Origin of the sequence: Arthrobacter alkaliphilus, assembly GCF_021483235.1 — a bacterium.
GTDB lineage: Bacteria > Actinomycetota > Actinomycetes > Actinomycetales > Micrococcaceae > Arthrobacter > Arthrobacter alkaliphilus.
This window is the reverse complement of sequence record NZ_JAKEEC010000025.1, coordinates 40,745-62,571: the sequence shown is the minus strand read 5'-3', so window position 1 is coordinate 62,571 and position 21,827 is coordinate 40,745. Positions and strand designations below refer to the sequence as shown.

Annotated in this window: 18 protein-coding genes and 1 pseudogene; 12 read left to right on the top strand and 7 right to left on the bottom strand. The window is 64.3% G+C overall.

The window, feature by feature from the left end:
- A partial coding sequence (locus L0B83_RS15815; protein WP_268820990.1) for a glycogen debranching protein occupies positions 1-977 on the bottom strand: 977 nt, incomplete at its 3' end.
- A 283-nt stretch (positions 978-1,260) separates the two neighbouring features.
- Between L0B83_RS15815 and L0B83_RS15810 the strand changes: the two genes are divergently transcribed.
- On the top strand, positions 1,261-2,637 hold the full coding sequence (locus L0B83_RS15810; RefSeq protein WP_234759512.1) for a GAF domain-containing serine/threonine-protein kinase: 1,377 nt from the start codon (positions 1,261-1,263) through the stop codon (positions 2,635-2,637).
- Here L0B83_RS15810 and L0B83_RS15805 read toward each other — a convergent pair.
- A complete protein-coding gene (locus L0B83_RS15805) occupies positions 2,573-3,535 on the bottom strand; it encodes a LysR family transcriptional regulator (protein ID WP_234759511.1) in 963 nt (320 codons plus the stop codon). The two genes, L0B83_RS15810 and L0B83_RS15805, sit on opposite strands and share 65 nt — an antisense overlap.
- Positions 3,536-3,661: 126 nt before the next feature.
- On the opposite strand from L0B83_RS15805, the gene L0B83_RS15800 reads away from it, so the two are divergent.
- From L0B83_RS15800 to L0B83_RS15775, 6 genes and pseudogenes are all read left to right on the top strand, one after another.
- Positions 3,662-4,804 (top strand): PrpF domain-containing protein, encoded by a 1,143-nt coding sequence (locus tag L0B83_RS15800; protein ID WP_234759510.1) that lies wholly within the window; start codon positions 3,662-3,664, stop codon positions 4,802-4,804.
- Positions 4,805-4,864: 60 nt separating this feature from the next.
- Positions 4,865-6,175: a C4-dicarboxylate transporter DctA gene (dctA, locus tag L0B83_RS15795; RefSeq protein WP_234759509.1), complete on the top strand. Its 1,311-nt coding sequence runs from the start codon at positions 4,865-4,867 to the stop codon at positions 6,173-6,175.
- Between the two features lie 149 nt (positions 6,176-6,324).
- A complete protein-coding gene (locus L0B83_RS15790; RefSeq protein WP_234759508.1) occupies positions 6,325-6,780 on the top strand; it encodes a MarR family winged helix-turn-helix transcriptional regulator in 456 nt (151 codons plus the stop codon).
- A gap of 51 nt (positions 6,781-6,831) precedes the next feature.
- Positions 6,832-8,139, top strand: a pseudogene (locus L0B83_RS15785) (MFS transporter).
- Positions 8,136-8,678, top strand: coding sequence for a GNAT family N-acetyltransferase (locus L0B83_RS15780; RefSeq protein ID WP_234759507.1), 543 nt, complete (start codon positions 8,136-8,138; stop codon positions 8,676-8,678). Before L0B83_RS15785 ends, L0B83_RS15780 begins: the two are co-directional and overlap by 4 nt.
- 13 nt (positions 8,679-8,691) lie before the next feature.
- On the top strand, positions 8,692-9,168 hold the full coding sequence (locus L0B83_RS15775; protein WP_234759506.1) for a GNAT family N-acetyltransferase: 477 nt from the start codon (positions 8,692-8,694) through the stop codon (positions 9,166-9,168).
- A gap of 100 nt (positions 9,169-9,268) precedes the next feature.
- Here the strand turns inward: L0B83_RS15775 and L0B83_RS15770 are convergent, their stop codons facing one another.
- Positions 9,269-11,329 carry a phosphocholine-specific phospholipase C gene (locus L0B83_RS15770; protein WP_234759505.1) on the bottom strand — a complete coding sequence of 687 codons (2,061 nt, stop codon included), beginning with the start codon at positions 11,327-11,329 and terminating at the stop codon, positions 9,269-9,271.
- Between the two features lie 120 nt (positions 11,330-11,449).
- Positions 11,450-12,307 carry a phosphatase PAP2 family protein gene (locus L0B83_RS15765; protein WP_234759504.1) on the bottom strand — a complete coding sequence of 286 codons (858 nt, stop codon included), beginning with the start codon at positions 12,305-12,307 and terminating at the stop codon, positions 11,450-11,452.
- 107 nt (positions 12,308-12,414) lie between these two features.
- On the opposite strand from L0B83_RS15765, the gene L0B83_RS15760 reads away from it, so the two are divergent.
- Positions 12,415-14,025 carry a phospholipase D family protein gene (locus L0B83_RS15760; RefSeq protein ID WP_234759503.1) on the top strand — a complete coding sequence of 537 codons (1,611 nt, stop codon included), beginning with the start codon at positions 12,415-12,417 and terminating at the stop codon, positions 14,023-14,025.
- Between the two features lie 36 nt (positions 14,026-14,061).
- On the opposite strand, the gene L0B83_RS15755 is transcribed toward L0B83_RS15760, so the two are convergent.
- Positions 14,062-14,685 (bottom strand): PadR family transcriptional regulator, encoded by a 624-nt coding sequence (locus L0B83_RS15755; RefSeq protein ID WP_234759502.1) that lies wholly within the window; start codon positions 14,683-14,685, stop codon positions 14,062-14,064.
- A 149-nt stretch (positions 14,686-14,834) separates the two neighbouring features.
- Between L0B83_RS15755 and L0B83_RS15750 the strand changes: the two genes are divergently transcribed.
- A complete protein-coding gene (locus L0B83_RS15750; protein WP_234759501.1) occupies positions 14,835-16,568 on the top strand; it encodes a putative bifunctional diguanylate cyclase/phosphodiesterase in 1,734 nt (577 codons plus the stop codon).
- Positions 16,569-17,031: 463 nt separating this feature from the next.
- Here the strand turns inward: L0B83_RS15750 and L0B83_RS15745 are convergent, their stop codons facing one another.
- The gene (locus L0B83_RS15745; RefSeq protein WP_234759500.1) at positions 17,032-17,643 is read right to left on the bottom strand and encodes a PepSY domain-containing protein; all 612 of its coding nucleotides are present in this window, start codon (positions 17,641-17,643) and stop codon (positions 17,032-17,034) included.
- Positions 17,644-17,884: 241 nt separating this feature from the next.
- Here L0B83_RS15745 and L0B83_RS15740 point away from each other — a divergent pair, with 241 nt between their 5' ends.
- The 3 genes from L0B83_RS15740 to L0B83_RS15730 are packed head-to-tail and all read left to right on the top strand — an operon-like array spanning position 17,885 to position 21,359.
- Complete coding sequence (locus L0B83_RS15740) at positions 17,885-19,513, top strand: ATP-binding protein (protein ID WP_234759499.1); 1,629 nt, start codon at positions 17,885-17,887, stop codon at positions 19,511-19,513.
- Positions 19,510-20,190, top strand: coding sequence for a response regulator (locus L0B83_RS15735; protein ID WP_234759498.1), 681 nt, complete (start codon positions 19,510-19,512; stop codon positions 20,188-20,190). The genes L0B83_RS15740 and L0B83_RS15735 overlap by 4 nt, the downstream gene beginning before the upstream one ends.
- Positions 20,187-21,359, top strand: a complete 1,173-nt coding sequence (locus tag L0B83_RS15730; RefSeq protein WP_234759497.1) for a Vgb family protein — start codon at positions 20,187-20,189, stop codon at positions 21,357-21,359. The genes L0B83_RS15735 and L0B83_RS15730 overlap by 4 nt, the downstream gene beginning before the upstream one ends.
- Here L0B83_RS15730 and L0B83_RS15725 read toward each other — a convergent pair.
- Positions 21,356-21,673 carry a hypothetical protein gene (locus L0B83_RS15725; protein WP_234759496.1) on the bottom strand — a complete coding sequence of 106 codons (318 nt, stop codon included), beginning with the start codon at positions 21,671-21,673 and terminating at the stop codon, positions 21,356-21,358. The genes L0B83_RS15730 and L0B83_RS15725 overlap by 4 nt on opposite strands.
- Between the last annotated feature and the right edge of the window lie 154 nt (positions 21,674-21,827).

Here is a 21,827-nt window from a genome sequence, read left to right as displayed (position 1 = left end):
TCCATGAGCAACTGCAGCGAGTGCGGGCTGCGCACATTCAGTGTGTTGCCCGTCCCGGTGTAGTCCATGTAGTGCTTCTCGTCGCCCTCCACCAACCGGTAGTACGCGGAGTTGTCGATGCCCTTGAACGACAGCGTGGGACCCAGATGGTTGCCCTCGGCCGTGTGGTTGTACACGACGTCGAGGATCACCTCGATGCCGGCGCGGTGGAGGGAGCGGACCATGGCCTTGAAGTCCTGGACCTGCTGGCCCCGGTCTCCGGATGAGCTGTAGCTGTTGTGCGGGGCGAAGAACCCGATGGTGTTGTAACCCCAGTAGTTGCTCAGGCCTTTATCCTGCAGGGTGCCGTCATTCACGAACTGGTGCACCGGCATGAGCTCGATGGCCGTCACCCCAAGCTTTTGCAAGTGCGAAATCACCGCCGGGTGCGCCACTCCGGCGTATGTGCCCCTTTGTTCTTCCGGAACTTCGGGGTGAAGCTGGGTCAGGCCCTTGACGTGCGCTTCGTAAATCACCGAGCGGTGGTACGGGATCCGCGGGAGATGGTCCCCGTCCCAGTCGAAGAACGGGTTGATGACCACGCCCATCATCATGTGGGGTGCGGAATCCTTGTCGTTCCGGGAATCCGGGTCCCCCAGGTTGTAGGAGAAGAGCGCCGGATCCCAATCGATCTCGCCGTGCACCGCCTTGGCGTACGGGTCCAGGAGCAGCTTGTTGGGGTTGAAGCGCTGCCCGTTGGCCGGATCATACGGGCCATGCACCCGGTAGCCATACTTCTGCCCCGGCTGAACCTGCGGAAGGTAGCAATGCCACACATAGCCGTCCACCTCGCTGAGGGTATAGGAAGTCTCCTCCCCGTCGTCGTCGAAGAGGCACAACTCCACCCTTTCCGCCTTCTCACTGAACAAGGCGAAGTTGGTTCCGGTTCCGTCAAAGGTGGCGCCAAGGGGGTACGCCGATCCGGGCCAGACTTCCATTCGTGCTCCTATTGCTTGGTCTAACACGGCATCCGGCAGGAACTACGCACCTGCCTGGACCTGATCTTAATGCAGCCGGCGAGGGCGTCTTCTGTCCAAATTAGTAAGCATGCTGACCCTACTTTACGTGGACTTCATGGCACTGCCGTTTGTCGCATGATGATAAGCACGCTTACCATTGATTGTCAGGCTGTCGGGATCCCGGAGGGGCGGCCTGACTAGGAGCCTCAACGTCCGCCGCGGCGCTCCCGTCTTCTGCGGCTTAGGAAAGTAAGGTTGCTACATGAAACAGGCCGACGATGAGGCTTCCCTCGGGGGCAGATACCGTGTGATCGAGCGCATCGGAGCCGGGGCGATGGCCACTGTTTATCGGGCCAAGGACGAGTTCCTCGGGAGAGATGTAGCAGTCAAAATCATTACGAAACCAGCCCGCGATGGCGAGGCCGCGGCCATGGATGACGATGAAGTAAAGATTTTTGCTCGGATGAACCACCCCGGCCTGGTCACCCTACTCGATGCCGGGGTGGACCGCACCGGGCCGGGCGAGCCGCGCGTCTACCTCGTGATGGAACTCATCGGCGGGCCGGACTTGAAGCAGTTTCTGTCCAAGGGTGCCCTCGGGCCGCGCCACACAGCTCAGATCGGGCATGATGTCGCGGACGCCTTGGCCTACATCCATGCGAATGGCGTGGTCCACCGGGACGTCAAGCCGGGCAACATCATGATCTTCGACTACCACCAGGATGCCGCGAGGATACGTGCAAAGCTCACCGATTTCGGTATCGCACTGATCTCGGAAACGCCGAAAGACGCCGAGGGCGGTTTCCTGGGGACCGCGGCCTACCTCAGCCCGGAACTGGCCCGGGGCGAACCCGTGACTCCCGCCAGCGACATCTATTCTCTCGGTCTGGTCCTGCTTGAGAGCCTTACCGGGCAAATCGCATTTCCGGGGGATCCGATCCAGAGCGCCGTTGCCCGGCTCATCCAGGATCCTCCGATCCCGGACGACCTGGATCCGGAATGGAAATCGCTCCTTACCGCCATGACCTCTGCGGATCCGTCGAAGCGACCCACGGCCCGCGAAGCCTCCCTGGCGCTGTACGACCAGGCGTCCGCAAGCCGGGGCCGGCACAAGGTGGACCCCGCCATCATTCCCGACAACGAAGCCGAACGCATGGCCACGGTGCATCATTACGGGATCCTGGACACGCCTGCCGACAGTGCTTTCGACAGGATCACGGCCCTGGCAGCCAGGCTATTCAACGTCCCGATGGCGATAGTCAGCATCGTCGACCACGACCGCATCTGGTTCCAGTCCCGCTATGGGACTGAGGCCGAGCAAATTCCCAGGGACCCGGGCCTGTGCGGTTCAGCCATCCTGCAGGACGACGTCTGGGTTGTGGAGAACGCCGCCGAAGACCCGCGGACACTCTCCAACCCCCTCGTCGTCGGGGATTTCGGGCTCGGATTCTATGCCGGCGCGCCGCTGAAGACCCGTGAAGGGCACAATCTGGGAACGCTTTGCCTACTCGACACTGTGCCGCGAAAAATGTCCGTGGCGGATTCGGCGAACCTGCAGGACCTCGCCAGATTGGTTACGAGCGAGCTGGAACTTCGCCTTGAACGACGGGAACCGGTGAAAGCTGTTCCGGTGCCCTAAGGGAACGCTTCGCCGTTGACCGGAATACGGACGCGGCCTGCTGTCCCGCTGGGCTGAGCCTGCGGTTCGCGAGGTGGGCGAGGAGGATCCTCCGCGTCGGCGAGCCCGTCAGCGGGACGGCGGTGATGTCCGGGCGGAGGGCGCTCAGGGCAAGCTGTGGAGCCAGGGCGATGCCGATGCCGGCGGCGACCATTCCCTGCGTTTCCTGGTAGTCGTTGGCGGCAAAGGCGATGCGCGGTTCGAATCCGGCATCGTGGCAGACCCGTCGCAGGACATCGGCCACCGGGTGCTCGTCGCGGACGATCCATTCCTGGTCCTGCAGCGTGTCGATCCGGACCGAGCGGCGGGCCGCGACGGGGTGCCCTTTTGGTACCAGCAGCATAGTGGGATCGTTCAAGAGCCGAACGAGGGTCAGGTCTTCGTCCTCGATGCGCTCCCACGGGTAGTCCCAGAGCAGGGTGAGCTCGATATCCCTCCGCCGCAGCCGTTCGAGCAGACCGTCGCGACGGGCGCTGACCACGGTGACGGCGATTTCCGGGTGGCTGGCGCGGAAGGCAAGCACGACGTCGGGCATCAGGGACGCACCGACAGTCGGGAACGTCCCCATGCGCAGTTGGCCCCTCCGCAGCCCCGCGAACTCGCCCATCTCAGCCCGCGCGGCCTCAATGGTCCTGTCAATGTCATCGGCATATCGCAGGAGCGCTTGCCCTGCATCAGTGAGTACGACGCCCCGAGGATGGCGGTCGATCAGTGCGACTCCCACTTCGTGTTCGAGCTTCGCAATCTGCTGGGAGACGGCCGACGTCGTAAAGGAAAGTGCCGTCGCGGCCGATGTCAGGGAGCCGAAACGGCTGACCTCACGGAGTAGATGGAGCCTGTGCAAATCTAGGTCGGCCATGGATTGAGTTTAGCAAAAGTGGACCCTAGTAAAGAATCGTGTGATTGTGCTGAAGTCTGGCAACGAGGATCGTAGAAGGATCAGGCGCCGGGAGGCGCATACGACGAACGTGAAGGACAAACGATCATGCAACTGCGCGGTCACTGGTACAGGGGTGGCACCAGCAAATGCTGGCTCTTCGACGCCGAAGACGTGGCACCCCACGCCGACAGCCGCGAAGCAATCCGCAGCCTGCTGGCAGATGCTTTCGGCGCCGCGGATGCCCGCCAGCTCGACGGCGTCGGCGGCGGTACCTCGACGACGTCGAAAGCAGCCATCATCCGTGCGACTCCCGACGGTCCGGCGGACCTCGACTACCTCTTCGCCCAAGTCGGGATCGGCGACCCTACTGTGGAACTTGGTTCCAATTGCGGTAACTGCGCCACCGCAATCGCCCTGTACGCCGTCCAGTCGGGCATCGTTCCCCCGCAAGACGGCACGACGCGGGTCAGCATGCGCAACCTCAACACCGGAGCAGTGCTGAGCGGCACGATCGCCACCTCGGACGGGCTGATTCCGACGTCGGGCCTGGCCCGGGTTCCCGGCACAACCGCCCTCGGTGTTCCCGTGAATCTGTCGTTCCACGCTCCGTGGGGACAGACCACCGGAGCGCTTTTGCCGACGGGGAACGTCTCAGACCGGATCCCGGCCGGTGCCGGGACCATGCTTACCGCGACAATGGTGGACGCCGGGGCGCCCGCGGTGCTGATTCCGGCGGACGAAGCGGGCGTCAACTTGTCGTCGATGACCGGCAGCCTCGCCGAGCAGCTGCCCCTCCTCGTGGCTGCCCGGGCGTCGGCCGGCCTGCTGATGGGGCTGCGGCAACCTGAAGATCCTCCGCAGAATGCCGTGCCGAAGGTCGGTGTCGTGGCGGCGCCCGGCGATTACATCGCCGCCGACGGAACCACGATCACTGCGGACAGCCACGACATCCGGGTGCGCATGCTTTCGATGCTGACGCCCCACCCTGCCATCGGCCTGACATCGGCTGTCGCGGTCTCGCTCGCGGCTGCACTGCAGGGGTCGGTGGTGGCGGGAATGCTGCCTCCGGCAGACAGCATTGATCGTGAATCCCGGCTTCTGCGCATCGGGACACCTGCTGGTGTTGTCACCACCGAGGTCGTCACCGACGACAACGGTCTCGTCAGCGAGGTTGCCCTCCATCGGGCTGCCCGCCATCTCGCCGTCGCCGACATCGACGTCGCAGAAGCTATGGCCCTGACCGCCTAGCACCCATCATCTGCCCCTGCCATCATGGATGGAGCGGGCACTCATCCAGGAAGTTGTTCAATGAAGATCAAATCCATTCTCGGGCATCTCTATGTCCAGGTACTCATCGGCGTCGGGCTCGGCATGCTCGTCGGAGCCTTCTGGCCCGACCTCGGTGCCTCGCTCCAGCCCCTCGGCGACGGCTTCGTCAAGCTGGTGAAGTTCCTGATCGCGCCGATCGTCTTCTGCACCATCGTCAGCGGCATCACCTCGCTCACTGACACCAAGAAGGTGGGGCCGACCCTCCTCCGTTCCCTCGGCCTCTTCTACACCCTGACCGTATTGGCCCTTGCCCTCGGCCTCGGCGCCGTGCTGCTCTTCCAGCCTGGTGCCGGGATGCACATCGATCCGGCCCACCTCAACGGCTCCGTCGCTTCTAAGTACACGAGCCAGCTGCCCAGCAGCAACCCGGCGGACTTCCTGCTGAGCATCATCCCCACAACGCTCGTTGGCGCTTTCGCCAACGGCGAGGTCCTGCCCGTGCTCCTGGTCGCCCTGCTGTGCGGCTTCGCGTTCACCAAGCTCGGCGCCCCCGGAAAGCTCGCGTTGGACGTGGTCAACAGCTTCAACCGGCTCCTGTTCGTGGTCTTCGGCTACATCATGAAGGTCGCGCCGATCGGCGCCTTCGGGGCCATGGCCTTCACTGTCGGCAAGTACGGCGCCCACTCGATCGGCAACCTCGGGATGCTGATCCTGGCCTTCTACGCCGCCTGCATAGTCTTCGTCGTCGTCGGCCTCGGGATCCTGGCCAAGATCACCGGCTTCAGCCTGTGGCGAATGCTGCGCTACTTCAAGGACGAGATCCTCATCGTCCTGGCCACCTCGTCGAGCGAGCCCGTGCTGCCGCGCCTGCTCTCCAAGCTCGAACGGATTGGCTGTGACCGCGGTGTGGTGGGACTCGTAGTCCCGACCGGCTACTCCTTCAACCTCACCGGGACGGCCGTTTACCTGACCCTGGCCTCGATGTTCATCGCCCAGGCCTGCGACATCCACCTCAGCTGGGACCAGATCCTCCTCATGCTCGGCATGATGCTCCTGACTTCCAAGGGCGCGGCCGGAGTCACCGGCAGTGGCTTCGTCGCCCTAGTCGCCACCTTGACGGTCATGCCCACCCTCCCCGTGGCCGGCGTGGCTCTCATTGTGGGAATCGACCGCTTCATGAGCGAAGCCCGGGCACTCACCAGCACGGTGTGCAATATCGTCTCGTGCGTCGCCGTCGCCAAGTGGCAGCGCGCCCTCGACACCGAGAAGCTCCGCTCCGAGCTCAAGGCCGGTTTCGTGCCCGTCGAGTCGGAGAAGGTCCAGCTCGCGGAGCCTGTTCTGGCACACTGATCTGCCCAAGAGGTGTCCTCCGCCGGGGTCCGGTGCCAAAGGGGCGGGGAGTAGCCAAGCTACTCCCCGCCCCTTCTTGGATTCAGGGGTGTAGAATATAGTTAGCATTGCTAATTAGCGTCGCTAACCATGGCCCCTCGGGAGGCACCGTGACTGACACCAACAAGAACTCCCACCCGGCGGATGCCCTCCAGCCGGATGTACTTGCGATCGATTTGCGGACTGCCGTCATGCGCACGTCCCGGCGGCTCCGGACGGAGGCCAGCGGTGATGTCCTCACGCCCGGGCAGTATGCGGTCCTGGCGCATCTTCGAAGTGGGTCCCAGACCCTTCGCCAATTGGCGGATCGGGAACATGTGCAGGCGCCGTCAATGACTCGGATCGTCAATTCACTGACCGAAAAGGGATTCGCTTCACGGTCGGCGGATCCTGCGGACGGCCGCCAGATCCAGGTACGCATCACTGCGGCCGGCGAGGAAGTCCTGGACGAGGCCCGGAGCCAGCGGACGGCATGGCTGGCCCAGCGGGTTGCCGGATTGGGTGAGGAAGAGCGCCGGACGCTCAGCCGGGCGGCGCATATCCTGCAGGAGATGAGTGCCAGATGAGCGCCGGACGCTCAGCCGGGCGGCGCATATCCTGCAGGAGATGAGTGCCAGATGAGCGCCATGTTCCGGGCCCTGGAGAACCGCAACTACCGCTTGTGGGCGTCCGGGGCCCTGGTGTCCAACATCGGCACGTGGATGCAGCGGGTCGCGCAGGATTGGCTGGTCCTGACGGTCTTGACGGACCATTCCGGTACGGCAGTCGGTATCACGACGGGGCTGCAGTTCCTTCCAATGCTGCTGCTTGGTCCGTACGGGGGCGTGCTTGCGGACCGGTACCGGAAGCTGGTGATCCTACGGTGGACGCAGTCAGCCATGGGCTTGTGTGGATTGCTGGTTGGGGTCCTGGTCCTCACCGGCACGGCGCAGTTGTGGCACGTGTACGTTGCGGCTTTGTGCCTTGGGGTAGCCGGTGCCGTTGATGGCCCCGCGCGCCAGGCCTTTGTCTCCGAGCTCGTGGGACAGGAGCATGTTGCAAATGCGGTGGCGCTCAACTCTGCGTCCTTCAATACAGCCCGGCTGACTGGACCGGCCATTGCCGGAGTGCTGATCGCCTGGGTCGGCACGGGACCGGTTTTCCTGCTCAACGCTGCCAGTTTCGCCGCTGTCATCGCTTCTTTGTGGCGCATCCGCCCGTCTGCACTCTTCCCGGCTGCACGGGCGGGCAGCGGGAAACATCCGGTCCTGGAGGGCTTGGGTTATGTGAGGCGGCGTCCGGATCTGGTACTCATCCTCGGCATGGTCGGGATACTAGGTGCGTTCGGCATGAATTTCCCTGTTACCAACGCGCTCATGTCCACGAAGGAATTCTCGATGGGGGCGGGGGAGTTCGGTCTTCTGGGCTCCATCATGGCTGTCGGGACATTGGCCGGGGCACTGCTGGCCGCCCGAAGGTCCCGCCCGCGCATGCGCTTCTTGCTTGGCGGAGCGATCGGTCTGGGCCTCTTCACGCTCGTCGGGAGTGTGTCGCCGTCGTTCTGGCTTTACGCAGCGTCGCTGATTCCGGTGGGCGTCGCATCAATGACGTTCCTGAACAGCTGCAACACCAGTATCCAACTCTCCGCGGATCCGAAATTCCGGGGGCGCGTGCTGGCGCTCTACATGGCTGTCATGCAGGGCGGAACCGCTGTGGGGGCGCCCCTCATGGGCTGGATCGGCACTGAATTCGGCGCGCGATGGTCGGTGGCAGTCTCCGGGATTGTGGTGCTGCTCACCGCGTAATGCTCAGTGATAATCGTCAGCCGGAACAGCAGCCTGACCTTCCGGAGCCAAGTCCGGACCGTGTTCGTGCGCAAGCTTGACCGGGCTCGGCACATCGGTGGCGGCAGCGATGTTGAGGGCCAAGATAATGTTGACCGATGATTGAACCGCACCAACTGAGCGAAAGCGTCCTCATGCGCGTGCTGCGCGTAAGCGATGCGGCCGCGCTTGCCGCCGCTTATGTGCGCAACCGTGCGCACCTTTCGCCTTGGGAGCCGGTGCGGCCGCAAGAGTACTTCACCGAAGATTGGCAGTCCGCCGATATTGCGAACCGGCTGGTCGCGCACGAACGAGGGGAAGGGCACCCGCTCGGGCTGTTCGACGGCGATAGGCTCGTCGGCCGATTTAACGTAGCCGGAATCAGGCGCGGTCCGTTCCAGAGCGCGGGGCTGGGTTATTGGGTGGACAGCGATTATGCAGGCCGCGGGCTTGCCTCCGCCGCGGTCCAAGCGATAGTCGAAATGGCGCGCCATGAGCTCGGACTTCATCGCATCGAGGCGAGCACTCTTCTCCATAATGTTGGCTCGCAGCGGGTGTTGCTGAAGGCTGGCTTTCAGCAGATTGGCATGGCGCCGCGATACCTGCAAATTGCCGGGAAATGGCAAGATCACAACCTCTACCAAGTGATACTTCACGACTAGCATCCTCCACGAGGTGAGCCAGTACGCTATCGCCATGCAGATTCGTGAGTGCACCCTCGATGACCTGGTGAAGGTGAACGCGGTCTGTGATGCCAGCGAGCGAACACGCTGGACCAGGGAGATGATTGCCCCGCGGAGCGACCGAATCGTTCTGGTGGCCGTTACCCGAGGCACGCTCATCGGAGTAGCCAAGACCCATTTCCATGTGAATCGCGAAGGCAGCTCGCCCGCTGGCCACTATCTCGGGGGTCTGGTGGTCGGTCCGGAGTTCCGACGACGAGGGGTCGGTTCTGCCCTCACCCGGGCGAGGTTGGAATGGATCTGGTCCCGAGCCTCAACCGCTCACTACTTCGCAAATGAACACAACACGGCGTCCATCAGAATGCACGAGGCTCTCGGGTTCCAAGCGGTGGGCCGATTCCAGGAGATTCGCGGAGTGACAGCCGACGACGGCCGGTCTGAGCTCATTCTCTTTGAAGCATCCCGGTAAGCGACGGCGATCCCAGCCACGATATAACCGGACGGCCTGCCCGCACGGGATGTGCGGGCAGGCCGTCCGTCAGTAATCGAACTGCAGGATCCTCAGCCCGTTATCGGCCCAGCTGGGGGTCGGACGTAAGGGCCTGCCCATTGTCGAGGCGGCCTGCGAGGACGCGCACGAGCTTCGGATCCGCCGTGGACGTGATCTTGAGGTCGTACCAGCCGCCTTGCGTCGGGATCACGACCGTCTTTGCCTGGCCCGGGTTGAGCGCGAGGGCCTGAGAGCCGGCGCCGTACGTGTCCGTGAGCGTGAGCGTCGCCGCGGCCGCGCCAGCGTTCTCGATCCGGAACTGCGCGTGCCGGGACCCGCCGTCGCGGGTGACGGTCGCGCGGATGTCCGCGGCCGCCGTCGTGCCTGCGAGGCGGCGGTACCAGCCGGCCGGGCCGTGCATCTGCACGTCGTACTCGGCGCCGAGGGTCCACGAGGCGTCGAGTGCCGCGCCGGAGCCGATCGTGTACGAGTACGGACCGGCGGGAAGGAGGTTCGAGCGGACCTGCACGTGCGCGCCGAGCGTCCCGGCGTTGGACCAGTGCGCGGAGAGCTTGCCTCCAGCCACCGAGGCCGCGACGTCGAGCGCATACCCGAGCGGGCGTGACGGGCGCGTGCCTTTCTCCTGGGCCGGCATTGAGTTGACGGCGGGAGGCGTCGGTACATAGCTCGTGTGCCGGTTGTGGTCCGCGGGCTTGAATGCCGAGGTGTCGGGCAGTGCCGGGGCAGCGCCCCCGTTCGCCGAGAAGTCGAACGCGCTCGTGAGGTCGCCACACACCGCGCGGCGCCACGGCGAGATGTTGGGGGACTTCACGCCGAAGCGTGACTCGAGGAAGCGCACGATCGAGGTGTGGTCGAAGGTCTCCGAGCAGACCCAGCCGCCCATGCTCCAGGGCGAGACGACGAGCATCGGCACGCGCACTCCGAGACCGTAGTGGCCCGGGACGTCCGCGATGCCGGAGAACGTCATGCGGCCGTCGTACCACTCGCCGTCGGTCGAGACCGTGGATGCGCCCGGGATCTGCGGGGTGTTGGGGTGCGGCGGGACGACGTGGTCGAAGAAGCCGTCGTTCTCGTCGTACATGAAGAACACTGCCGTCTTGCTCCAGACGTCCGGGTTGGACGTGAGGATGTTGAGGATGTTCGCCGTGTACCAGGCGCCGAAGTTCGGCGGCCAGTTCGAGTGCTCCGTGTATGCCTCAGGCGCCACGACGTAGGAGACCTGGGGGAGTTTTCCGCCTGCGACGTCTTCGCGGAAAATCCGGAACAGATCGTCGCCGGCCTTCGCGTTCGTGCCGGTCAGTGCCTTCTCGTAAAGCGCGCTGCCCGGCTTCGAGTCCTGGTACTGCTTGAGGTACAGGAGCGAGTTGTCGCCGTAGTTGCCGATGTGCGCGTCGCCGGTCCAGCCCCAGTAGCCGTCAGCCGTGAGACCGTCGCCGACGTCCTGGTACACCTTCCAGCTCACGCCGGCCTTCTCAAGCTCCTCGGGGTACGAGCTCCACGAGTAGCCGACCTCGGCGTTCCACAGGTCGGGGCCGCCGGCCTTGTAGTCATTGCCGTCCCAACCGGTGAACATGTAGTAACGGTTGGGGTCGGTGGGCCCAAGGATCGAGCAGTGGTACTGATCGCAAATCGTGAACGCGTCCGCGAGGGCGAAGTGGTACGGGACGTCGCCACGCTCGTAGAACGCCATGGTGGCCTCGGACTTGGCGGGCAGCCACTTGTCGTACTTGCCCACGTTGAAGGCCTCGTGGGTGAGCTTCCACGAGTGGTCGAGGTCTTCCATGAACTGCATGCCGAGATTCGGCGCGGTCGGGTGGTAAGGGAGAATATCCCGCGTTCCATTGTTCTGCGCGAACGCGTCCTTCCCGCTCGGGAGGATCGCGGGGTGCGGGTCACCGAACCCACGCACGCCCTTGAGCGTGCCGAAGTAGTGGTCGAAGGCGCGGTTTTCCTGCATGAACACGATCACGTGCTCGACATCCTTGATCGAGCCGGTGGCACGGTTCGCCGGGATGGTGGCGGCGCGCGCGATGCTCTCCCCGAGCATCTGTGAGATTGCTGCGGTGGCCGCGCTGGCCCCGGATAGTTGAAGAAAACGCCGTCGGTTGAGACCTGACATGAAGTGCTCCCAGTGCTTGGCTTGGCTGACAAAACCCCCGACCGACTCTTCCATCGCCGGGCAAAGGCCAAGTGCAGCTAAGGCAAATTTTGGGGCAACAGGCGGCCACGGCGCCGCCGCTCAGCTGCCCGGGGTGCCTTTCGGGGAGCGGCTCAGCTTTTCAGCCTTCCGGGAAGTGAGGTAGAGGCGGTGGGCGGTAATGACCAGGACAAGCCAGGCGGCGCCCAGGGTCCAGGCCGCCAGGACGTCGGTGAGCCAATGGTGGCCCAGGAACACCCGGCTTAGGCCGATGGTCAGGGCGAAGAACGCGGCGATAGCCGCTGTCCAGGTGCGGCCCCGCCGGGAGCGGCAACGCAGGATGATCACGTAGGCAACGATTCCGGCGATGACGAATGCGTTCAGGGAGTGTCCACTGGGAAACGAGGGGGAATACTCGTAGGGCGGCACGGCGTCGCTGAGCGGAGGCCGGGCGCGGCCGATGAGCTGCTTGCCGGCGATGGTCATGAGGAGGGAACCGGCCGCCGCCGTCACAATGAGGATCGCCGGCGTCCAGGAGCGGCGCCGGACGACCAGCACGGCGGTCGCGATGACAGCCAGGATCGGCATCCCGATTCCACCGCCCAGATCGGTGTAGGCAGTGGCGGCGGCATCCAGTGCGGGGCTGCGCAAAGTCATCGCCGCCTGCAAGACCGGGTGGTCCAGGGCTGCCACGCCATCCGCTTCCGTCACCGCCTCGTACACGCTGCCGGTGGCGAAGGCCAGAAGAGACGCGACGGCGGCCCCGGCAGCGAGGATCAGGATCAGCGCACCGTACGGGCCGAGACGGGCGCTGAGGCGCCGTGCGCGGGAGGCGAGCCACTTCCCGACGGAGGAATCCCAGCGGGCCAAGTCAGTATCACCGACGAACCTGTCGTCGACGAGTTCGTCTTTGCTTGCTGCTGGCTCGCCGTTCGACGTGCCTTGCGGGTGAACGCCCATTGTCTTCCGCCTCACGTCGTGAATGGATTTGATCAGTAAGGTTACCTTCTGGGCTGGCTAAAGTATGGATCCAGAGGATTGTCTCGGGCCCGCGGGAGGAGCACTGCATGGACAATGATGCCGACAGCTGGTTCCTGAGTCGCGCCGAGCGCGGGAATCTGGCCACGGGCGTGCATTCCGGCGGTTCCGGGTCTCCGGCGTGGTCGGAGGGCAACCTTGTGCGTCCCCTCATTCATGGAGCGAGCTACTTTGCCCGCCTGCATGAGGAACTGACGGACCTGCAGGCGGGAGACCGTGTGTGGTTCACCGACTGGCGCGGCGACGCCGACGAGCGGCTGCTGCCCGACGGGCCAACGATCGGGGACTCGCTCGCGGGGTTGGCCCGCGCTGGAGTGGAAGTCAGGGGCCTGGTCTGGAGATCACACGGAGAGCGGATATCGGCCCCGATGAGCGGCCGATCCAACGAACTCCTGAGTCGCAAGATCAACGAAGCCGGCGGAGAAGTGCTCTTGGATCAGCGTGTCCGCCTGTTCGGCTCCCACCATCAGAAATTGGTCGTCATCCGCCGTCGTGACGATCCATCGCGGGACGTCGCCTTCGTTGGCGGGCTCGACCTGTCGCACAGCCGACGAGACGACGCCGACCACGGTGGAGACCCGCAGGCGGTGACCATGGATCCCCGGTACGGGAAAAGGCCACCTTGGCACGATGCCGCACTCGAGTTGCGTGGCCCCGTGGTTGCGGATGTGCTGGCGGTGTTCGCTGAACGGTGGAACGACCCCCATCCGCTTGATCGGGGCACGCCGTACCGGATGCTGCAGCAACGCCTGGCCCGCATGCCCCGGCACCCCGAACCGCTCCCCGCTGCCGCACCTCCGCCGCCGCCGGCCGGCCCTCATGCCGTGCAACTGCTGCGCACCTACGGCGTGAAGCGTCCGCCGTTCCCGTTCGCACCTCAGGGGGAGCGCAGCGTCGCCCGCGGCTACGCCAAAGCATTCGCCCGCGCCCGCAGGCTGATTTACATCGAGGACCAGTACCTGTGGTCGACGGAAGTTGCGGCCGGGATCGCTGCCGCCCTCAAGCGGAACCCCGCCTTGAACGTGATCGCGGTGGTTCCCCGTTACCCCGACTCCGACGGCCCCCTGGTGGGTCCGGCGAGCCGAATCGGTCAACTTCGTGCCCTGAGGATGTTGCGCCAGGCGGCGCCCGACAGGCTCGGAGTGTTCAATCTGGAGAACGGCGCCGGAACGCCGATCTACGTCCATGCCAAGATCTGCATCATCGACGACACGTGGTTCACGTGCGGCTCAGATAATTTCAACCGCCGCTCCTGGACCACCGACAGTGAGCTCACCTGTGCAGTCTTCGACACCACCGCCAACGTGGGCGGCCCCGGCATTGACAGCGGCGACGAGGCTTCAAGACCGCTGGCCCGCGGGCTCCGGCTCCAACTATGGGCCGAACACCTGGGCTTGGACCAGGACGATTCCCGGCTCCGCGATCCTGCGGCTGGGCTCAAGCTGTGGAACGCCAGCGCCGACGCGCTCGACAACTGGCACGAAACCGGGCGCCGCTCGCCCCGCCCCACAGGACGCGTCCGGCGGCACACTCCGGAGCCCGTGCCGCCCGTCCAACGCCTCTGGGCGGATCCGCTTAGCCGCCTTATCGTGGACCCGGACGGCCGTCCCCGCCGGCTGCGCGGCACCAGCCGGTTCTAGGTCAAGCCGCATGGACGCCGCCGGGTAAAGGGCGTACTAGTCAGCCAGGATGTGGTAGAGCGCTCGCCGGGTTTCGTCGATCTTTTCCATCGCGGCCGCGCGCTGTTCCTCGGTTGCGGCGAAGCGGAACTGGTGAATGACGCCCATGAGCTTTGCCACGCTCTGGTGGAACGCGGGCCCTGATCCCTCGGGATCGGTGTTCCACGCATTTTCCAGCTCCTCGGCGTGCTCCGCTACGTATGCCTTCCCGGCATCCGTGAGCGTGAATTCGGTGCGCCGGCCTTCGCCGACGGGTGCAATGAGCTCTTCGTCGACGAGTTGTTGCAGGGTGGGATAGACCGAACCGGGGCTCGGACGCCACGATCCCGACGTCTTCTCGGCGATTGTCTTGATGAGTCCGTATCCATTGGACGGCGCCTCCGCCAGCAGGGAGAGGATGGCGAAACGAACGTCGCCCCTATTGGCCCTGCGCTGGCCGCCGGGACCGAACCCCGGTCCGAACCCCGGCCCGAAGCCCGGTCCGAAACCGCGTCCCGGTCCAAAACCGCGGCCTGGCCCGAATCCGCCGTGTCCGTGGGGTCCGCGGCGGCTCCGGCCGCGTCCGAAGCGTTCCATATCCGGACCGCAATCCGTGTGCTTGTGATCGTGAATGCCTTTCATAACGGCATCTTCCTTCCGAAGTTGTATGGGTTTTTATGGGTTGCCCGCGGGCTCGCAGTTCCTTCTGCGATATTTAACGATATATCGCTGACTATCTTAAAACAAGAGCCTGTCAATCTAATTCATGTGCGGATGGTAAGAAGAGGAACGTGCGTTCAAACGGCGGCAGTCCCGTGCTTTCCCTCATGCGCCCACTCCCGTCCTGCCTGGAGGACCTGGGGGTGGCGGCCGTCGTCGTGCCAGGCACTGCTTTGGCTACGGAACTTGACGCAATGTTCCGGAGTGACCGCGGACTCAGGGCGGTCGTGGTGGAACAATCCGGGTCATTCGGACTGCTGACCCGGGATCATCTGGACTTCAAGCTGACCGGCAGGCTCGGCTATGGGCGGGCACTGAATACGAAAAGGACAGCGGCGGAGCTCTTGCCTGCAGCGAGTTCCGCGATGGCCGGCGATTTGGACCTGCAGTCCGCTGTGCAAGCCGTCCTGGAACGGCCCGAATATGAGCGATACCAGGATCTGTTGGTTCTGAGCGCTACAGGCCCCTTGGTCGTCACGGTATCGGACATTTTTGCCGCCGTATCCGCGGAATTCCGTCACGCTTCACTCCACGACCCGCTGACCGGCTTGCCGAACCGGAGAATGCTCGAGGAGCTCTGCCCTGACCTCGGCTCAAGCGCCGGCACACCCGGCATCGGGATACTTTTCATCGACCTTGACGATTTCAAATCCGTCAATGACACCTACGGCCACCGCGCGGGTGATGCTGCCCTCGCAGAGTTCGCCCGGCGACTGGCGCGCAGCGTCGGAGACCGCGGCATCCTCATGCGCCTGGGCGGTGACGAGTTCGCCGTCCTCCTTACCGACGTCGACGAAGAAGCCGCTTGTGAAGTAGCAAACGGGATCTTGGACAGCCTTGAAGACCATTTTGTGCTGGACGGATGCGAACTGCCCATCAGTGCGACCATTGGCCTGGCTCTGGGAGTCGATATCACTGCGGAGGACATGCTGGCCGGCCCCGAAGTCCTGCTCCGGCACGCCGACGGCGCGATGCTCCGGGCCAAGCAGGAAGGCAAGCGGCGTATCGGCCGCATCGGGCCCCGCCACGAACCGGCGCCGTTCGCCCGCCAGGCCCACATCCGGCGTCGGCTTCCCTCCGCCGTTGACGACTCGGCCCTGACTCTCCACTACCAGCCGGTCCTGGACCTCGCAACCGGGGAGTACGCCGGTGTGGAAGCGCTCCTGCGCTGGAATGATCGGGAAATCGGCCCGGTGGCCCCGGACGAGTTCATTCCGCTCGCGGAACATACCGGTGAGATCCGAAAGATCGGAGCATGGGTCCTGGACAACGCGTGCGCCCAGTCCCGCTCCTGGATTGACGCGGGCACGCCCCGGAATATCGCCGTGAACGTCTCGCCGGTCCAGTTCGCGGACGGCACGCTTCCAGCCGACATCCGGGCCGCCTTGAATCGCCACGGAGTTCCTGCCGAAATGCTCGAAATCGAGATCACCGAAGGAACCGCGATCGCGGACGTTCCCGCCGTGGCGTCCCAGCTGCGGGAACTGATCGACATGGGTCTCGGCGTCGCCTTGGACGATTACGGGAGCGCCTATTCCTCCTTGGCCATGCTCAGGGCACTTCCGCTGACCACGCTAAAAATCGACAAAGCCTTCATCCGGGACATCGATAGCGAGACGCATACTGCGACGATTATCCGGGGCCTGATCCAAACCCTCAGCGCTTTGGGGGTCCGGGTTACCGCTGAAGGAGTGGAGCGCCAGGAACAATTGGATCTCCTGCGGGACATGGGGTGCCACACTGCCCAAGGGTATTTGATCGCTCCGCCAATGGCGCCCGCGGCATTCGAAACAGTTATGAGCTAACGCAGAGAAGGTAATTCGTCCGCGATCTTCACCGGCAGGTCTCCACGACCGGCTGTGCTTCGGGCTCGATTACCCATGCCGCCCGGTGTAATCCGGTGGCGATCCAACCCCGGAGTCGGGCCAGCCGTAGGCGCCTTGCCGGGGATGCCTTTACAACCGGCGCCCCCGGCATGGCGCTGTGGCCGTCACGGTTGAGGATGTTGATGACCGTGCAGGCCATCATCGACGAAAATTCCATGGTCAACTTCTTCTCATCTAAACGTGGAGCCCCGGCCTTCCAGACTGGACTGGAAAACCAGCCAGCCGCTGGAAGAATGCCGGATACTCAAAGGTGGAACCGCCGTCGGGCAAGCTTCTGTTAAAAGACGCTAAGCGCTCCGCAAGACGATGTCAGCTTCTGTGCCGCACCCTGTTTTTCCTAGGATTGACGGTCCTACCCTCGCCGATGAGGTCGCGCAGGGAGTTAGCGGCCGCGGCCGCCGGTTTCGGTGGCTGTGATGTTGAAGCCCGCGTCGAGCTTGACGGTGGCATAAGTGCCGTCGGACTTGGTGATGTGGGCTTCGTAGGCGGCGCTTCCGTCGTCTTCGGTGGTCATGTTTTCCACTGTGGCGCCGGAGTTGGCGGCCAGGACAGCGGCTTTGACCTTGCTTGCGGTGTCCCCGGTAAGGTCGGTTTCGTTTCCGTGGTTGCCATGGCCGCCCTTCCCTCCGCCCCGTCCGCCGGTTTCGGTGGCTGTGATGTTGAAGCCCGCGTCGAGCTTGACGGTGGCATGAGTGCCGTCGGACTTGGTGATGTGGGCTTCGTAGGCGGCGCTTCCGTCGTCTTCGGTGGACATGTTTTCCACTGTGGCGCCGGAGTTGGCGGCCAGGACAGCGGCTTTGACCTTGCTCGCGGTGTCCCCGGTGAGGTCGGTTTCATTTCCATGGTTGCCGCGGGTGGCGGGGGTGGACGGGCTGGCGGTCGAGGTGTCGGTAGTTGCGGCATTGGCCGGCATGGCCATGGCGGTGAGGGCTCCGCCGCCTGCGACAGCGCCAATCAGTGCGGCGCCGACTGCGAGTTTCCGGACTGTGTTCACGATGATGCTCCTTTGAGGTTCCACTCCGACGGGTTCGAAGCCATATCCATGCTCGAACCCCACGCTTTGGCCCCTCTGTACCTATGCTGTGCCTGCGCTGTGACGTTTTTGCCTGGCTGGCTATCTCCGGAGAAAGGTCCCGACGGCGGGGGAGCGCCTGAGCCGTAGTAGCCGTGAACTTTGTCACATAAGCTACTAGGAGAGTAGGAAGAGGTTGGCGGTGCATCCAGGGTTGCGTGGCTTGCGTTTTTTCGGCGCGCGCTGGAAGGCGCGGCCGCTTGCGTCCCAGATCCTGCTGTGGTTGCTCTGTATCGTGTTCGTGACCGTCACTTTGGGCGCGCTCCTCTACACCCAAATCAGCAACCAGACCTTGGAAGACCAGTATCGGCTCCGGGCGCTGGGCATCGCCACGACTGTGGCGCAAATGCCGGAGATCGTGACGTCGCTCGAGACCGGGGATCCCAACCACTCGATCCAGGCGATTGCGGGCAAGGTCCAGTCCCAGGCACAGCCGGACTATGTCGTGGTCACGGACCGGAAAGGTGTCCGGTACTCCCACCCGAATCCAAGCCTGATCGGGCAGACCCTGGAAGAACCTGTCGCAGTCCTTGACGGGCAGACCCATGTCGGCATCGACAAGGGCAGCCTCGGCGACTCGGTGAACGCCAAGGCGCCGGTGCGCGCGGCGGACGGGACCGTCGTCGGGCAGGTCTCGGTGGGAATCCTCGTGACCACCGAAAGCAGCGAGCTCGCGCAGCAGGCGTGGCTGATTGCCGGCTATTCCGCCGCGGTCCTGGCGATCAGCGCTGGCGGCTCAGCCCTGTTGGCGCGCAGGATCAAGCGAGTCACTTTCGACCTCGAGCCGGTGGAGATCGCCTCCCTCCTTCAAGAGCGCGAGGCCCTGCTGCACGGCATCAAGGAAGCGATGATAGGGCTCGACGACGACGGCCGGGTCACCGTCATCAACTCCGAGGCGCGGTCCCTGCTGCACCTGGAAGAAAACGTGCTGGGGGAGAAGATCGAAGATCTCCTGCCCGAGGGACGGCTCCGGTCCCTGCTGACCGGGCAAATCAGCGGCACAGACCAGATCGTCATCACCGAGGACGCGCTGCTGGTGGTGAACCGGATGTCCGTTGCCTTGGCCGGACGGAGCATAGGCTCGGTGGTCACGCTGCGCGACCGCACCGAGGTTGAGGGCCTGGTGCGCGACCTTCGCTCCGTCGAGGGCCTGATGGAGGCCTTGCGCGCCCAGGAACATGAGTACGCCAACCGACTCCACGTGGTGGATGGGCTCCTGGAACTCGGAGACGTGGACCAGGCGCGAAACTTCGTATCGCGGATTTCGGACACCTCGCGCTCCCTTGGTGAAGGCCTGCGCTCGCGGATCGAGCCGCCGGAACTGGCAGCCTTGCTGCTCGCCAAAATCACCGTCGCAGCTGAGCAGGACGTCGCGATCTCGGTGACCGACGACTCGCAGTTGCGCCAACCCTTCCTTGAAACACAAGCGCTGCTCACTATTGTCGGGAACCTCCTGGACAACGCCGTCGAGATCCTCGCGGAGCAACCCGCGCCCCGTGAGGTGACAATCCAACTGGACGACTCCTCGGGCATTTTCATCTGCGTGACGGACAACGGGCCCGGTGTTCCTGCAGAATTGGTGGGCACGATCACTGCCGACGGGTTCACCACCAAGGAAGCGCGGCCGGGAATGCGCCGCGGGATAGGCCTTGCGCTGGTGAGCCGGATCGTTCACCGCGCAGGAGGAACCATGGATGTTTTCCCCGGACCCGGGGGACGCTTTGAAATCTGGTTGCCGGAACCGCGCTCGGAATCCGACACCCCGGTCATGACAGGAAAAACGATCGAATGATCCGCACCTTGGTAGTCGACGACGACTTCCGCGTAGCGCGCATCCACGCCAGCCGCGTAGCCAAAATCGAGGGATATGAATGCGTCGGCGAGGCCCACACCGCCGCGGAGGCCAGGGACGCAGTGGAGCGGCTGAAGCCGGACCTTCTTCTGCTCGATGTATACCTGCCCGATGAAGACGGCATCAGCTTGCTGCGCTCGCTCCAAAGCGCGGGTGAAAAGCTCGACGCCGTCATGATCACCGCCGCGCGCGACCTTGAGACCGTTCGGGCTGCCATGCGTGGGGGAGCGGTGTACTACCTCGTCAAACCGTTTGGCTTCGAACAATTGCAAACCCAGCTGGAGGCGTACCGGCGCTGGCGGCAGGAGGCGGAGTCACGAACCGTGGCCGATCAGGCCACCGTGGACCAGCTCTTCAGCCTGCGCCGGACGGCTCCCCCGGCCAAGGCACCGCGCCGCCTGCCGCCCACCATGCAAAAAGTCCTCGATATGGTGGTCCACTCCACAGAGCCCCTGGGTGCCTCGGAGATCGCCGGGAGCGTCGGCATCAGCCGGCCCACGGCCCAGCGTTATCTCAGCGAACTCGAACGCAAAGGACTCGTCGACCTGCATTTGGCCTATGGTTCGACAGGACGACCGGTGAACACGTATCTGCCGCGCAGTGGGGGAAGAAATTGAAAAATTGGACTCTGGCGATCGCGGCCGGTTTGGGCGCCGCCATGTTTTTGGGTGCGGCACCGGCGCTCGCGGCCCCGTCTGAGGTTCTTGACGTGGGCGGTGTACCCCTTGGGGTGATCGTTGGTCCTGACGGCACTGCGTATGTGGGAGATTACGGCGCGTCCGGCGGCATCAGCGTGATACCTCACGGAACAGCTAGACCCGCCCGGACCATCAGCACGGGAGGGTTTACCTCCGGTCTGGCACTGGCCCCGGACGGCACCCTGTACGTGGCTGAACGGGACAATTCTACGAACCAGTACGACATAGGCGTCATTCCGGCCGGCGCGAGCGGCGTGGCCCGGAGAATTCCGGTGTCCCCTGGGGCACATCTGATCACAGCCGGTCCTGACGGGTCGATCTTCGTTCCCGATCCCTTCGGGCACACCGTGTCAGTCATCGCGCCGAAGGGATCGGCGGTGGACCGAACCATCGCGGTCGGATCAGGTCCCGTGGAGATCGCGGTCACGAAGGATGGCACCGCGTTCGTAGCGAACCAAATTTCAGGAACGGTCTCGGTCATTCCGTCCGGAGCGAGCACGGTCTTACGGACTATCCAGGTCAGCTCCGCGCCCGGGCATACGGAGAACCCGCATGGAATTGTCGCAGGCCCCGACGGGACGGTCTATGTCACCAACATCAGCTCCGACGCGGTTGCTGTCATCAAACCGGACTCTGACACGGTCGCGTACCGCATACCGGTCCCGGGTGGACCACAGGAGGCGGCCGTCGGGCCGGACGGTTCGCTCTATGTGAGCACTGTCCAAGACCGCGTGGTGTCCGTCATCCGGCCAGGTGCGACAGCCGTCGGGTCCTCCATTCCGACGGATAGGAACCCTAGCCACCTGGCCGTGGCCCCGGACGGTACGGTCATCGTGACCAATCCGGGCAACGGCACAGGCAACGGCTCGGTTTCCCGATACGCCCCGATTCCCGTAGGCGAGGGCGGCGCAGGCAACTCCGCATCCTCCGCGCCGACCGTGCTTGCCGCGCCCCGGCCGGCTGAGTCCGGTGACGGGATTGCCGCCCCTTGGAACACCGCCACAGCCATCGCCGGCGGCCTGGCGATCCTGGTAATCGCTGGCGCGGGCTTCACGATTGCCGCCGGGCGGCGCAAGAAAGCTGCCTAGTGCGCGGAGCGCCGGTTTCGCGCCTGGTGCGCCAACTGGATGAATCCGTAAATGAACGCGGCCTCGATGAGGACCATGAGCGCCAGCAGCAGCAACTCGCCCTTGGCGATGAAATCGATGGCACCAACCAGGACGAGCACACTTCCAAGAACCAGCGCATAGACGGCGAAGCCGAAGGCCACTCTTGCGCTCCGCACGCCAGTCTTGAAGCCAAAGCCCAAGGGTTCTCCTCCCGGATAGCCTTGGACGCGATCGTGTCCTGCGGGTTTGAGCCTGTCGAACTCTTCCCAAGGATCCTGATCGTAACCTGCCATGCTTCCATTATCCCGCGTTCGCTCTTGCTGTCGCTGTCCCGGCTCTGAGAGATCTGACCCTTCGTACTATTGTGCGTATGTCCTGACATATTCGCATTAAGTCTTCCTCCGGTTAACCCCGGATTCATGGACGATGACCCGGTCCTTCACTTTG

Coding starts and splice junctions, on each gene's coding strand:
- L0B83_RS15760 (WP_234759503.1), top strand. CDS start 12,415: ATGGACAATGATGCCGACAGCTGGTTCCTGAGTCGCGCCGAGCGCGGG.
- L0B83_RS15755 (WP_234759502.1), bottom strand. CDS start 14,685: ATGAAAGGCATTCACGATCACAAGCACACGGATTGCGGTCCGGATATG.
- L0B83_RS15765 (WP_234759504.1), bottom strand. CDS start 12,307: ATGGGCGTTCACCCGCAAGGCACGTCGAACGGCGAGCCAGCAGCAAGC.
- L0B83_RS15770 (WP_234759505.1), bottom strand. CDS start 11,329: ATGTCAGGTCTCAACCGACGGCGTTTTCTTCAACTATCCGGGGCCAGC.
- L0B83_RS15805 (WP_234759511.1), bottom strand. CDS start 3,535: ATGGCCGACCTAGATTTGCACAGGCTCCATCTACTCCGTGAGGTCAGC.
- L0B83_RS15810 (WP_234759512.1), top strand. CDS start 1,261: ATGAAACAGGCCGACGATGAGGCTTCCCTCGGGGGCAGATACCGTGTG.
- L0B83_RS15800 (WP_234759510.1), top strand. CDS start 3,662: ATGCAACTGCGCGGTCACTGGTACAGGGGTGGCACCAGCAAATGCTGG.
- dctA (WP_234759509.1), top strand. CDS start 4,865: ATGAAGATCAAATCCATTCTCGGGCATCTCTATGTCCAGGTACTCATC.
- L0B83_RS15780 (WP_234759507.1), top strand. CDS start 8,136: ATGATTGAACCGCACCAACTGAGCGAAAGCGTCCTCATGCGCGTGCTG.
- L0B83_RS15725 (WP_234759496.1), bottom strand. CDS start 21,673: ATGGCAGGTTACGATCAGGATCCTTGGGAAGAGTTCGACAGGCTCAAA.
- L0B83_RS15735 (WP_234759498.1), top strand. CDS start 19,510: ATGATCCGCACCTTGGTAGTCGACGACGACTTCCGCGTAGCGCGCATC.